The organism is Kineococcus gynurae (assembly GCF_042433995.1).
Taxonomy (GTDB): Bacteria; Actinomycetota; Actinomycetes; order Actinomycetales; family Kineococcaceae; genus Kineococcus; species Kineococcus gynurae.
In genome coordinates this window covers 1,066,790-1,079,140 of sequence record NZ_JBHLUI010000008.1, presented here as the reverse complement: position 1 = coordinate 1,079,140, position 12,351 = coordinate 1,066,790, and the positions used below count along the sequence as shown (strand labels likewise).

Below are 12,351 nucleotides of genomic sequence, written 5' to 3'. Positions count from 1 at the left end.
CGTCCCGAACCCGCCGACCCCGGCGCCGCCCCACCGACGGACGGACCCGGCGCGGGCGCCCGGGCCTACGGCTCGACGGTTCAGGTCCAGTCGGCCAGCCCGCCGCGGACCTCCGCGACCCAGCGGTCGCGCACCTCGGCGAACGAGGCCCCGAGGTGCCGTCGGGCGGCGGCGTCGACCCGGTCGGGGAGGTCGGCCGGGTCGGGGGCCGGGCCGGTGGGCCGCGCGAGGTCGCGGTAGAACGCGGTGACCGCCGGGGTGCCGACGGCGCGGGCGGCCGAGGTGACCAGCGTCCACCCGGAGGCGTAGGCGATCTGCAGCTCGGCGGGGTCGGTGGAGGCGTAGGCCGTCTCGTCCGGGACCTCCGGCGAGCGCCCGGCGGCGACCGCGTCGAGCAACGCGACGGCGAGGCGGCGGGGGTCCAGCCCGCGGTCCAGCCGGGCGACGTGGTCGGCGTAGCCCTCCACCAGCCAGACCGGCAGCGACGCGGTGGTGCCGGCCCGCGCGGCCACGTGGACCAGCTCGTGGGTGAGCGTGACCTGCTGCCCGAGCCGACTCAGGGCGCCGAAACCGCTGGGCTGCACCACGACCCGTACCCCGGCCGGTCCCCCACCGGGGAGGGTGCCGTCCAGTCCGACGGCGAGGGCGTCGAGGGCCAGGGCGCGTTCGGCGTCCACCCCGGCGAGCCGGCCGGCGGCGACCGGGGTCGAGCAGACGACGACGGCGGTCCCGTCCGGCCAGTCGGTGCCCCAGTGCCGCCGGACCCGGGCGGTCGCGTCGGGCAGGTCCTCGGCGACGTTGGCGCTGAGCTGGTCGGCCCGGTCGGTCGCCTCCGCGGTCCCGCCGTCCTCGGCGCCCACCGCGACCCGGACCACGACCCCGGTGTCCACCCGGCGGGCCTCGACGTCACCCAGCTCCCACGGCTGCGGCACCCCCGGCTCGACGGCCGGGACCAGGACCCAGTCCCCGCCCCCCTCGGCGTCCCCGCCGGCGGAGCGCACCAGCCCCACCCGCTGGGTCCCCCCGGCGGCCCGCCCCTCCCCCGTGATCCGGACGGCGGTCGCCACGGCGGCCTCGTGGGTCGGGACGGGTGTCCGCTCGCCGTCCCCCGCGGCCCCGGAGGTGTTCCCGGAAGCGGCCCCGGCCGCCGACGCGTCCACGGGTCGGACGTCGAGCAGCGTCAGGTCCACCTCGGCGAGTCCCAGGGCGGCGGCCCGGGCGTCGACGGCGGCGACGGCCTCCCGGACGGCCGCGGCGTAGACGGCCGAGGACGCCGCCGCGTCCCCCCGACGCAACCCGTCGGCGCGACGGGTGAGGAGGGCGGCGACCTGGGCCCGGGTGGGCGCGTCGGGGTCCACCTCGGCCGCCGTCGTCGCGGACGACGTCGGGCCCGACGGGGTCGTCCTGGTCTCCGGCCCCGCCCCGGTCCGGCTGCACCCGGCGAGCAGGGCGAGGGCGCCCGCGGTCAGCACCCCCCGGCGGGGCAGCCCGGAACCCACCACCGAGAGTGACGCGTCTGGCACGCGCCCATGGTGGCACCTCGTGGTCGGCCCGCGGCCGGAGTCGCGCGATCACGCGTCACCCCGCGCGCCGGGCACCGTCACGGTCCGTGCCGTCGACGGCCGGGACGAGGCGCAGCGGCGGGACCAGGCCGTTGCGGGCGAGCACGTCGACCGCCGCCCGGTCCTCGGCGTCGAGCTCGGGGAGTCGACTCCCGACCGGCTGGGGCGGCCCGAGCAGCACGGTGACGACGCAGTCACCGCAGGCTCGCGGTCCGGCGAGGCAGCTGTGGCAGTCGATGAGCATGGTTGTCCTCCCACCCGGTTGCCGGCCGTGCTCGACCGGTCCCCCGGAACCTAGGGGGGACCTCCGACACGAACTCGAACAGACGATCGACCCTCGTCCCGGTCGGCGCCGGCGGAACAGCGCCGGAGACCGGCTCGTGGTCGGTGCGCCGGGCGAGCACACGCGGTCGGCGTCCAGGCAACGCCTCGTGCGACCGACGCGGGACGGTGACGTCGGCGACGAGGCCGCCTCAGGTGAACGTCGTGATGGGGGTGATCGGCGCACGTGGCCGATCGTTTCCGTCGGGATCTGCACGGCCGACCGCGGTGACGACGGCGTGGACGGTCGTGGCGACCAGGTCGCGGTCGAGGGGCGTGCGCTCGAAGGCCCGGTGCATCGGCCAGCCCTCGATGAGCGCGTCGAGCGCGCGGCAGGTCTGCGGCGAGAAGTGCAGCTGCAGGCTCTCGCGGCTGCGTTCGACCCAGGTGCGGGTGTGCCTGGCCACGTTCGGGTTGTGGTTGGCGTAGGCGTACATCTCGAAGATGAGGGTCATGTCGCGGCGCGAAGCGTAGTCCGGTCCGCAGATCAGCTCGACCACGGCAGCCTCAGCGTCGTCGGCGGTGCGGGCTTCCGACAGGGTCTGGCGGTAGACGCGGGACATGTTCTCGGCGAACCAGGCGAAGGCGTGGCAGAGGATGTCGTCGATGCCGTCGAAGTAGTAGCTGAGCGAGCCCAGGGCGACGCCGGCCCGGGCGGCGATCTTGCGATGCGTGGTGCCGTTCACCCCGTCGGTGGCGACCACGTGCAGGGTGGCGTCCAGGATCTTGGACTGGCGGGTCGGGTCGTTGGGTGTTCCTCGTCGGGAGCCGCCCATGCCTTCCCCTTCCACCCGTGTCGACGTCGAGTGTGGACCACTGTACAGAACCGCACTGAGTGTGTACGTTTGTTCAGTCCTCACCGCTCCACGGCGCTCGCTGGCCGCGCTCCGGAGGGGGACGAGCACCTCCCCTCTCCGGACCGACCCGCTGCGTGGGGTTGTCCCCCGGCGCGACCCGTTCCCTCCGCTGCTCCTCGTCGTCCTCCCACCGTCTGGTCGCTGCATGCTCCTGCAGCGCCTTCCGCCCCTGCCCGGAGAGCCTGCCGATGTCCGACCCGACGCCCAGCGCCGTTCCGCCCTTCACGTCCGCCGGGACGCAGCTGGTCCGTGAGCCCCCCGTCCCGGTGTGGGTGGGGGCGGCATTCGTCATGTTCTTCATCCGCGCATTCCTGTTCGCCACCTGGGTCAGCCGCGGCCCTGAGGTCAGGCAGGCGCTCGACGTGAATACTGCCGTGTTCGGCTTCATCACCATGGCCTACGGGATCGGGGGCCTCGCCGCGATCGCCTTCGCCGGACGTCTGGTCCAGCGCTTCGGCTCCCGGGAGGTCGCGCTGGTCAGCTACGCCGTGGGCGCAGCGGCACTGGCCCTGCTCGGCGTCGCGGTCGCCGGCGGGCATCCATGGCTGACCTCCCTGCTCCTGGTCGTTCTGGGAGCACCCATCGCCATCGTGGACTTCGTCGGCAACTACGAGGGAGCACGTGTCGAGAAGGTCGCCCGACGCAGCGTGTTCTCGGCCATCAACGGGGCCTTCGGTCTGGGCATGCTGTCGGCCGTCGCCCTGGGCGGAGCGGTCAGCTCGGCAGCTGTCGGTGTCACGACGCACTTCGCTCTCGTCGCCGCCTTCTCGGTCGCGGCCTCCAGTGCGGCGTCCCTGTGCCTGCCGCGCCAGGCCCGTCTCGCGGTCCCGGTCGCTGAGCCGGTGCAGCGGCGCGAGCAGGCGCGGAGCGTCCTGCGGGAGAGGCGAAGCCTGCTGATCTGCCTGATCGGGTTCACGTTCATCATGGCCGAGTTGTCCGCCGGGACGTGGGTGCCGATCGCGCTGACCAGGACCGGTTTCACCGAGGCCGACGCCGCCTACGCCCTCAGCCTCTTCTGGGTCGTCGTCACCGTCGGTCGGCTCCTCGGCGGTCTCCTCGTCGACGCCGTCGGCCGGCACGGCACCGTGCTGGTCTCGGCGTCGGTGACGGCTGCGGGCGTGCTGATCTTCATGGTGGCCGGCCTGAGTGACGGCGGGGCGGTCCTCTACGTCGGGCTCGTCCTGTGGGGAGCCGGGATGGCGAGCGGTTTCCCGATGGCGGTCGCCTCGATGGGCGACGACCCGGCCCAGGCATCGGTCCGGATCAACATGATCATCACCGTCGTCTACATCTCCGGCGTCACCGTCGGACCAGCCCTGGGCGCGGTCGGTGAAGCGTTCGGCATCTACATCGCCTTCACGATTCCGGTGGTCCTGCTCGTGATCTCCGCCGCCATCAGCAGAGTCGTCCACCCGACGGCAGCGCCCTGATCGGACGTCGGGGGCCGACCGCGGTGGGCCATCCGGAGACAGGCGGGCGCTCGACCTGGACGATCTCGGCCGTGGCCCACGTCGTGACCTGGCGGCTCTGGCGTCCCGAGTGGTCCACGTCCTGACGGTCGCCCAGCCCTACGGTGTCCTCGTGGGCGCATGGGGCACCGGACCGTTCGACAACGACCGCGCCGCCGACTGGGCGGGGCAGCTCGCCGACACGCCGCCGCACGATCGTCCCGAACTCCTGCGCACGACCCTCCTGACGGTTCTGCCGGGTGGTGACCGGCCCGAGCCCGCGCGGTGGACGCCCTGGCGGTCCGCCGGACGAGCATGGTCCCGGCTGCGACGCCTGGGTCGGACGCTGCGCGACGACGAGGACTGGGGAGCGGAGGAGGTCGTCGCCGCGGCCTGCGTGGTCGCGGGTGCGTTGCCGGGCGGACCGGCCGTGGACGAGAACTACGGACCGCCGGCCGAGGTCATCACCTCGCTGGAGGTCGACGAGGAATTGCGAGCCCTGGCCCTGCGCGCGGTCCAGGAGGCCATCGGCGAAGGATCGGAGTGGCACGACCTCTGGAGCGAAGCCGGCGCGCTCGACGAGGCGACGACCGCTCTGCAACCGGTCGTCGACGCCCTCCGGCGGCCGTGACCCGGCCCGCCCGGACGACGTCCCCGGTCGCCTGTGGAACTGCGGCCGAACGCGCCCTCAGGCACGTCTCGAACCTCGCCCGAGGCGGTCCCGTCGAGCCCGCCTGGCGCATCACGCTGCACTTCCACCCCGACCGCCCCTTCGCCGGGGTTCCACTGCTGCAGGCGATGACGGCGGACGGGCGGTACCGGTCGCAGTTCGAGACCGGTACCAGCAACGGTGGGCCGACGGCCTCCCCCGGGGGTGACCGTCGGCGCTGGGAATCCCGCCTGTTCGCCGGCGCGTACGACAGCGCACCACCGCGGGACCGTCCGGTCTACGGCTCCCTGAACCACCGCCGCCGGCCCACCGGTGGGTCACCCCGTTTCGGTTCCGCCCATCTGCGACTGAACGCGGCGACCCTCGTGCGCTGCACGTTCTGCGACCCGGACAGCGTGTTCGAACCGGTCCATCTGGGCACCGCCGAGCGCCTGGATCTCCCCGAGCGGGCCGACGCCGACGCCGGCGCCGGGGATCCCCTGGACGACTACGTCGAGGCTCATGTGCACGGTGGCGTTCTCTTCTCCCGCGACGTCGAGGCCCTGGTGCTGGACCCGTGCTACCGCGGCAGCGATGTCGAGACCGACGCCCACCGTTTCGGTGGCTCCTTCGGCGTGCCGGTCGAATGGCACCCGGGTTTCTCCGCCCGGCTGCACGCCGTCGCCGAGCACCCCGCGTACCGCGGTCGTGACGTGGTCGACGCCGCGACCCGTGTCGCGGTGGGGGGTCTGCTGACCGCGCGGTGCATCGGCGACGCCGTCCGAACCGGCAGCGAGGACGAGCAGGTGCTCAAGCGGGTCTGGCACTGCACGGTCCGGTTCGGTTCACCACCCTGACCGGTGGTCTGGTCGGGGAGGTCGGCGCAGAACCCCCTACCGTCGAGGACCGGGTCGTCGTCAGGATGAACGCATGAGCACGCGAGGGGTCGTCCGGAACTGGGACGACGACGAAGGCTGGGGAGTCATCGACAGCCCCGAAACCCCCGGCGGCTGCTGGGTCCTCTGGGCGGCGGTCGCCACGACCACGCCGAACGGCTTCCGCCCCGGCCAGGAGGTCGCCTTCACCTACGAGCAGGGCGAGCAGGACGGCTACGGCTACCGCGCCCTGCGGGCGTGGCCCTGGGGCGACCGACCGGCCCAGCGTCCCGGGGTCACCGTCGTCAACGACCGCGGCGGAGCCTTCACGAGCACCCTCACCATCGGCCACGACACCCCCGCTGCCGAGGATGCGGACACGCGACCGACGAGCTCGACGACCTGGCCACCCCCGCCCGCCCCGGTGCTGGGCACGGTGACGGTCACGGTCTACGAGACCGGGCCGGGAGCCAACGAGGTCCGCATCCACAGTCTCGGCACGCTGAACGAGGAGCTGGTGGACACGGCCATCGAGGAGCTGCAGCAGGGGCGCCGACAGCTCCTCGACTGATCGACCGTGCACCGGGACTCCTTCGGCGCCGGTCGGGAGCCGCCGCGAGACCCGCCCTCGGACACTGCCCTCGGACAATGCCGGCGTCGGCCTCCCCCGGCGATCCGCGGCGGGCGGACCGGGGACGGTCCGATCCGCCGGTGACTGACGGAACAACGTCCCCGGCCTAGCGTGCACACCCATGGAGCAACGCGTCAGCCTGGTCACCCTCGGCGTCCGCGATCTGCCGCGAGCCCGGCGCTTCTACGAGCGGCTCGGCTGGCGCGGGCAGGAGGTCGAGGAGACCGTCTTCCTCCAGGCCGGCGGGCTCGTCGTCGTGCTCTGGGACCGGGACAAGCTGGCCGTCGACTGCGGCCTCGACCCCGGGGCGGACGGAGCGGAGGACGGGGCTCCCCCGTCGTTCGGCGGGATCGCCCTGGCCCACAACGTTCGTCGGCGCGAGGAGGTGGACGAGGTGCTGGCCGCGGCGCGCGACGCCGGGGCGGTCGTCACCCGCCCCGCGGCCCCGACCTTCTACGGCGGCTGGGCCGGGGTCTTCACCGACCCCGACGGTCACGCCTGGGAGATCGCGCACAACCCCGGCTTCCCCCTGGCGGCCGACGGTTCTCTCGTCCTGCCCGACCTCGGCGCGCCCGCCCGGCTCGACAGCGGCCGAGGCTGATCCGAGCCCCTGGCCCGGAGGAGCCCCTCGCGCCTCCTCGACAACGCGCAGTCGGGTCGTCACGGAGAGTCTGGCGTTCCCCAGCGGGAGACGTCTGCCCCTGACAGGATGATCACCGCATGCAGCGCCGTGCAGCGTGACCCGTCCAGCTCCCCCGCCTCCGAAAGTCAGGTCGACCGTCATGCCCGACGCGCCGGGCGCCCTGCCCCCACCCGCCCGTCCCCGACCCTTCTCCGCCCTGGACGCCGACGTCCTTCCCGGCCTGGTCGGGTACGACCAGGCGGCCCTGGACGCCGCCGGGGTGTCCCTGGTAATCGTGGACGCCCGGGTCCAGGACCTGCCGGTGTGCTGGGTCAGTCCCGCGTTCCTCCAGCTCACGGGGTACCGCGCGGGTGACGTCATCGGGCGCAACTGCCGGCTCCTGCAGACCGAGCACACCAGCACCCTCACCCGGTCCCGGATCCGCGAGGCCATCGCCCAGGGGTCGCCGCTGCGGGAGACCCTGCTGAACCGCAGGGCGGACGGGTCGATCTTCTGGAACGAACTGCTCATGACCCCGCTGCGCAACGACGCGGGCGAGGTCGACTACCTCGCCGGTTACCAGGTGGACGTCTCGGCACGGATGGCCGCGCACGCCGCCTACGAACGCTTCCTGGAGGCCGAGCGACGGGCCCGGCACCGGCAGGCACGGGGCGTGCCCCGCACCACGGAGACGTCGGTGACCCTCGACCTGAACTGGCCGGAGAGGGTCTCCCAACGCGAGTCCTGACGGAGCGGCCCGGTTCACCACCCCGCGGGAGCCCAGTCCCCGACGTGGTCACCCGGCGCGCGCCACCGGTGCGGCGCGCCCGCCCCGTGCGGGGCGAGCACGTCGGTCAGCCAGGAGGTGCGACCCGGGTCCCAACCGGCCAGCAGCGTGCGGGCCGCCCCCGCGCGCAGGCTCGCCCCGGGTGGCGCCGGTTCCCCGGGGACGGTCGTGGTCAGCAGAGCCCCGGAGACCGCGAGGTAACCGTCGAGGGTGAGGTGGACCCCGTCGTACTCCTCGGCGACCGAGGCCCAGTCGGGCAACGCCCAGGAGCCGTCCCAGCCGGTGGACCGGTACCAGTCGTGACGGCGGGAGAACGTCACCGCCCGCGGGTGCCGGGAGACCAGACCGGCCCAGTCGGCACCGTCCCGGATCTCGAGGACCCGCACGTCGTCGCGCACCGGCACCCGTCGCACCCAGGCGTCCTGCGCCCCCAGGTCGTCCTCCACCAGGACCAGACCCGCGGGGCAGGGCTCGGCCGCGCCCCCGGCCAGGGACGCGGGCAGGCTCGCGTCCGTGGCGACCAACCCGCCACCCTCCGGTGGGAAGGACCACCACTCCCCGCTCCAGTTCCGCGTGACCTCCCCGGCCCGCTCCCGGCGGGCACGAGCCTCGTCCTGCGCCTCCCCCGCGCGCAGTCGCCGCAGGGTCTCGCGGGCGCCCCGCGTCGACGGGGCCGGGCCGGGTCGACGGTCACCGGGGCGGAGCACCCACCGCACCTGCCACTGCTCGCCCGGATCGACGGGTTCCGACCACGAGCGGCACGCGGGCGCCGCCACCAACGCCTCGGCCACCGGCCGCAGGAGGTCCGCGAACTCCGGATCGGCCAGGACCGCGTCCTCCCGGTCCGGGTGCTGCCAGTACCGGGCGGCGACGACGCTGTCGGCGAGGGCGGGCAGCACCGTCCGGGGGTCCGGCACCCACCCGGCGGCGGGGTCCAGGGCCGCGACCGCGGCGGCGAGCCGGTCCCGCATCGCCGCGCGCACCGGGTCGGGCAGGGGCGCGGGGTCGTCGGGCAGGGACCAGGCCGGGTAGCCCCAGGGCGCGCCGTCCTCCGCCGGCGCCGAGGCGGTCACCACCTCCGCGAGGAGCCGGCGCCCGCGCGGTCCGCCCATCCAGGCGTCGACCCGTCCGGTCGCGCGGTCGTCAGTCATCCCGGTCCCCGGCTCGGCGCCCGTCCCTCGTCATGCCACCAGCCTGCCCGTGACCCGTGGCCACGGCGCCTCCGGCGCGGTGACCGCGTTCGTGTCGGAGGGGGTCCCTACGGTGCCCCCGTGACCGTGCGCACCACCGGACCGGGCTTCCTGCAGACCGGCTTCGACGAGCTGGGCAGGCTCCTGTCCGAGACGACCTTCGTCGTGGTCGACCTGGAGACGACGGGCGGGCCGCCGGCCGAGGCGGGGATCACCGAGATCGGGGCGGTGAAGGTGCGCGGCGGGGAGGTGCTCGGGGAGTTCCAGACCCTGGTCCGGCCCCCAGGGACCATCCCGGCCTACGTGCAGGCCCTCACCGGCATCACGACGCGCATGGTCGCCGGTGCCCCCTCGCCCGAACAGGTCCTGCCGAGCTTCCTCGAGTTCGCCCGGGGCGCGGTCCTGGTGGCCCACAACGCCTCCTACGACACCGGGTTCCTGGCCGCGGCCTGCCGGCGGGTCCAGCTGTCCTGGCCCGCCTTCGAGGTGGTCGACACCGTGGCCCTGGCCCGTCGCGTGGTGGACCGCGACGAGGCCCGCAACCACCGCCTCGGCACGCTGGCCGCCCTCTTCGGATCGGCGACCACCCCCGACCACCGCGCCCTGACCGACGCGCGCGCCACCGTCGACGTGCTGCACGCGCTGCTGGGCCGGCTCGGCAACCGCGGGGTGCACACCGTCGAGGACCTGCGCGCGCTGACCGCCACCGTGGCCCCCGCCCGGCGCGAGAAGCGGCACCTGGCGGTCGGGTTGCCCTCCGCGCCCGGGGTCTACCAGTTCCGCGACGCGGCCGACCGCGTCCTCTACGTGGGGACCTCGGTCGACGTGCGGCGACGGGTGGGGTCCTACTTCACGGCCGCGGAGACCCGGGCGCGCATGACGGAGATGGTCCGGGCCGCGACCCGGGTGGTACCCGTGGTGTGCGAGACCCCGCTGGAGGCGCGCGTGCGCGAGGTCCGGCTGATCGCCGAGCACGAACCGCCGTACAACCGCCGGTCGCGGCGCCCCGACCGGGTCGTCTGGCTGCGCCTGACCGACGAGGCCTTCCCCCGGTTGTCGATCACCCGCAGCGGGCCCGCCGGGCCGGGGGTCGGCACCCATCTCGGCCCCTTCCGCAGCTCGGCCCGGGCCGAGCTCGCCCGGGCCGCCCTGCACGAGGCGATCCCGCTGCGCCGCTGCACGCGCCGACTCGCGCGTCGCCCGCGCGCCGGGGGCGAGGCCTGCGTCCTGCTCGACCTGGGTCGGTGCGGGGCACCGTGCCTGGGGGCCGACGGTGGTGGGCAGGACGCCGAGAGCTACGCCGGACTCGTCGCCGCCACCCGCGCCGCGCTGGCGGGCGCGGCCGAGGCGCCGGTCCGCTCCGCCCTCACCCGGATGCGCCGGTTGGCCGAGCAGGAGCGCTTCGAGGAGGCCGCCGAGGCGCGGGACCGGCTCGAGGCCTACCTCCGGGCCGGGGAGCGGGCCGAGCGCCGGGCCCCGCTGACGGGTCTGGCCGAGCTGGTCGCGGCCCGCCGCAGCCGCCCCGCCCCGGGCTGGCCGCAGGGTGGGTGGGAGCTCGTGCTCATCCGGTTCGGCCGGCTCGCCGGGACGACGCTCACACCGCGCGGGGCCGACCCGATGCCCTACGTGCGCGCGCTGCAGGCCACGGGTGAGGTGGTGGCCCCGGGCCCCCCGGGCACGACGCTGCTGGAGGAGACCGACGCGCTGCTCGGCTGGCTGGAGCAGCCGGGGACCCGGCTGGTCGAGACGACCGGCGCCGAGGAGTCGCCCTGGACCTGCCCCGTGCGCGGGGCGGGCTGGGCCCGCGCGGTCGCGCTGGCCGCGCCGTAGGCTTCAGACGTGATCACCGCCATCGTGAACGTCCGCACCGACGGCAACCGCATCCCCGAGGTGGCCCAGCTCCTCGCCGAGCTGCCCGGGGTCAGCGAGGTCTACTCGGTCACCGGCGACGTCGACCTCGTCGCCATGGTCCGGGTCCGGGAGCACGAGCAGCTGGCCGACGTCATCGCCGGCGGCATCAACAAGGTCGACGGCGTGCGGGAGACGACGACCAACATCGCCTTCCGCTCCTACTCCCGTCACGACCTCGAGAGCGCCTTCTCCCTCGGCCTGGAGGGCTGAGCGCCCTCAGCCGCGGGCGCTCGCGGTCACCCAGCGGTCGAGCACGTCGGCCGCGGCCCCCGAGTCCAACGACGCCTCCGCCTGCCGGACGCCCTCGGCGAGGTGCGTGACGAGATCCTCCCGCAGCCCGCCCCCGCCCGGCGCCCGCACGCCGGCGGCGAGCAGCGCGGCCGCGGCGTTGACGACGACCGCGTCGCGCACCGGTCCCCGGCTGCCGGCCAGCAGCGAACGGGCGACCGCGGCGTTGTGGGCCGCGTCGGCCCCGCGCAGGTCGGCCAGGGTCGCGGGCGCGAGACCGAGGTCGGCCGCAGGGTCCAACCGGACCGGACCGGCGTCGAGCTCCTCGGTGATCCAGACGTCGGCGGGACCCGTCGTCGTCAACTCGTCCAGCCCGTCGTGCCCGCGGAACACGAGGGCGGCGGTGCCCCGTCGGGCCAGGACACCGGCGACCAACGGCGCGAGCCGTCGGTCGGCGACGCCGATGGCCGCCGCACCCACCCGGGCCGGGTTGGTGAGCGGCCCGAGCACGTTGAAGGCGGTCGGGATGCCGAGCCCCCGGCGGGCCCCGGCCGCGTACCGCATCGCCGGGTGGAAGACCTGGGCGAAGCAGAAGGTGATCCCCACGTCGAGGGCGAGGGCGGCGACCCGGTCCGGGCTGAGGTCGAGACGGACGCCGAGGACCTCGAGGACGTCGGCGGACCCGGAGGAGCTGGAGGCCGCCCGGTTGCCGTGCTTGACCACCCGGTGCCCGGCGCCCGCGAGCACGAGGGCCGCCATCGTCGAGATGTTGACGGTGTGCGCACCGTCGCCGCCCGTCCCCACCAGGTCGACCGTCGGTCCCGGCACCGACAGCGGGACGGCGTGCGCGAGCATCGCCTCGGCCAGCCCCTCCAGCTCGGCGACGCTCTCGCCCTTGGCCCGCAGGGCGACGAGGAACCCGGCCAGGGCCACGTCCGTGGCCTCCCCCGACATGACCTGGTCCATCGCCCACGCGGTCTGCTCACGGTCCAGGTCGCGCCCGGCCACCAGCTCCCCGATGAGCCCGGACCACCCCTTCGGGCGGACCGCGGTCGTCGGGGCCGGCTGCGCGGGGTCGCTCATGCCCGCGACCCTACTGACGTCGGATCTCCCCCGGCGCACCCCGCCACCGACGGGACCGGCCGCCGACGGGACCGGCCCCGGGGAACGGCCCCGAGGAACGGCCCCGAGGAACGGCCAAGGACGGCCCGGGGCGGGTGCGCGGGGGTCGTGTGGTCAACGTCTCGCGCGTCGTGGTGATCCGAGACGT

The 12,351-nt window shown here is 75.1% G+C and carries 13 protein-coding genes; 8 read left to right on the top strand and 5 right to left on the bottom strand.

Going from position 1 to position 12,351, the window contains the following annotated elements:
* Positions 1-80: 80 nt before the first annotated feature.
* The 3 genes from ACFFKU_RS11405 to ACFFKU_RS11395 all read right to left on the bottom strand — a co-directional run bounded on the left by ACFFKU_RS11405 (position 81) and on the right by ACFFKU_RS11395 (position 2,659).
* Positions 81-1,523 carry a hypothetical protein gene (locus ACFFKU_RS11405; protein WP_380137968.1) on the bottom strand — a complete coding sequence of 481 codons (1,443 nt, stop codon included), beginning with the start codon at positions 1,521-1,523 and terminating at the stop codon, positions 81-83.
* 55 nt (positions 1,524-1,578) lie between these two features.
* Complete coding sequence (locus ACFFKU_RS11400; protein WP_380137966.1) at positions 1,579-1,806, bottom strand: hypothetical protein; 228 nt, start codon at positions 1,804-1,806, stop codon at positions 1,579-1,581.
* Between the two features lie 229 nt (positions 1,807-2,035).
* Positions 2,036-2,659 carry a TetR/AcrR family transcriptional regulator gene (locus ACFFKU_RS11395; protein ID WP_380137965.1) on the bottom strand — a complete coding sequence of 208 codons (624 nt, stop codon included), beginning with the start codon at positions 2,657-2,659 and terminating at the stop codon, positions 2,036-2,038.
* A gap of 269 nt (positions 2,660-2,928) precedes the next feature.
* Between ACFFKU_RS11395 and ACFFKU_RS11390 the strand changes: the two genes are divergently transcribed.
* The 6 genes from ACFFKU_RS11390 (at position 2,929) to ACFFKU_RS11365 (ending at position 7,713) form a co-directional block, all read left to right on the top strand.
* Positions 2,929-4,170, top strand: a complete 1,242-nt coding sequence (locus ACFFKU_RS11390; protein WP_380137964.1) for an MFS transporter — start codon at positions 2,929-2,931, stop codon at positions 4,168-4,170.
* Between the two features lie 151 nt (positions 4,171-4,321).
* On the top strand, positions 4,322-4,819 hold the full coding sequence (locus ACFFKU_RS11385) for a DUF4259 domain-containing protein (protein ID WP_380137963.1): 498 nt from the start codon (positions 4,322-4,324) through the stop codon (positions 4,817-4,819).
* The gene (locus ACFFKU_RS11380; protein ID WP_380137962.1) at positions 4,816-5,694 is read left to right on the top strand and encodes a DUF3626 domain-containing protein; all 879 of its coding nucleotides are present in this window, start codon (positions 4,816-4,818) and stop codon (positions 5,692-5,694) included. Before ACFFKU_RS11385 ends, ACFFKU_RS11380 begins: the two co-directional genes overlap by 4 nt.
* Before the next feature lie 73 nt (positions 5,695-5,767).
* Positions 5,768-6,283 (top strand): hypothetical protein, encoded by a 516-nt coding sequence (locus tag ACFFKU_RS11375; protein WP_380137961.1) that lies wholly within the window; start codon positions 5,768-5,770, stop codon positions 6,281-6,283.
* Positions 6,284-6,464: 181 nt separating this feature from the next.
* Positions 6,465-6,944 (top strand): VOC family protein, encoded by a 480-nt coding sequence (locus ACFFKU_RS11370; RefSeq protein ID WP_380137960.1) that lies wholly within the window; start codon positions 6,465-6,467, stop codon positions 6,942-6,944.
* Between the two features lie 181 nt (positions 6,945-7,125).
* Entirely contained in the window at positions 7,126-7,713 is a 588-nt protein-coding gene (locus ACFFKU_RS11365) for a PAS domain-containing protein (RefSeq protein WP_380137958.1), read from the top strand.
* A gap of 14 nt (positions 7,714-7,727) precedes the next feature.
* Here ACFFKU_RS11365 and ACFFKU_RS11360 read toward each other — a convergent pair whose 3' ends face one another.
* Complete coding sequence (locus ACFFKU_RS11360) at positions 7,728-8,903, bottom strand: hypothetical protein (protein ID WP_380137957.1); 1,176 nt, start codon at positions 8,901-8,903, stop codon at positions 7,728-7,730.
* 120 nt (positions 8,904-9,023) lie between these two features.
* Between ACFFKU_RS11360 and ACFFKU_RS11355 the strand changes: the two genes are divergently transcribed.
* Both ACFFKU_RS11355 and ACFFKU_RS11350 read left to right on the top strand, forming a co-directional pair.
* Complete coding sequence (locus ACFFKU_RS11355; protein ID WP_380137956.1) at positions 9,024-10,772, top strand: DEDD exonuclease domain-containing protein; 1,749 nt, start codon at positions 9,024-9,026, stop codon at positions 10,770-10,772.
* A 9-nt stretch (positions 10,773-10,781) separates the two neighbouring features.
* A complete protein-coding gene (locus tag ACFFKU_RS11350) occupies positions 10,782-11,063 on the top strand; it encodes an Lrp/AsnC family transcriptional regulator (protein WP_380137955.1) in 282 nt (93 codons plus the stop codon).
* Positions 11,064-11,069: 6 nt separating this feature from the next.
* Here ACFFKU_RS11350 and trpD read toward each other — a convergent pair whose 3' ends face one another.
* A complete protein-coding gene (trpD, locus tag ACFFKU_RS11345) occupies positions 11,070-12,164 on the bottom strand; it encodes an anthranilate phosphoribosyltransferase (RefSeq protein ID WP_380137953.1) in 1,095 nt (364 codons plus the stop codon).
* Positions 12,165-12,351: the final 187 nt, after the last annotated feature.

What these genes read in the sequence shown, in the direction of transcription:
- ACFFKU_RS11400 (WP_380137966.1), bottom strand. Translation starts at nt 1,806, where the DNA reads ATGCTCATCGACTGCCACAGCTGCCTCGCCGGACCGCGAGCCTGCGGT.
- ACFFKU_RS11360 (WP_380137957.1), bottom strand. Translation starts at nt 8,903, where the DNA reads ATGACTGACGACCGCGCGACCGGACGGGTCGACGCCTGGATGGGCGGA.
- ACFFKU_RS11390 (WP_380137964.1), top strand. Translation starts at nt 2,929, where the DNA reads ATGTCCGACCCGACGCCCAGCGCCGTTCCGCCCTTCACGTCCGCCGGG.
- ACFFKU_RS11365 (WP_380137958.1), top strand. Translation starts at nt 7,126, where the DNA reads ATGCCCGACGCGCCGGGCGCCCTGCCCCCACCCGCCCGTCCCCGACCC.
- ACFFKU_RS11375 (WP_380137961.1), top strand. Translation starts at nt 5,768, where the DNA reads ATGAGCACGCGAGGGGTCGTCCGGAACTGGGACGACGACGAAGGCTGG.
- trpD (WP_380137953.1), bottom strand. Translation starts at nt 12,164, where the DNA reads ATGAGCGACCCCGCGCAGCCGGCCCCGACGACCGCGGTCCGCCCGAAG.
- ACFFKU_RS11395 (WP_380137965.1), bottom strand. Translation starts at nt 2,659, where the DNA reads ATGGGCGGCTCCCGACGAGGAACACCCAACGACCCGACCCGCCAGTCC.
- ACFFKU_RS11370 (WP_380137960.1), top strand. Translation starts at nt 6,465, where the DNA reads ATGGAGCAACGCGTCAGCCTGGTCACCCTCGGCGTCCGCGATCTGCCG.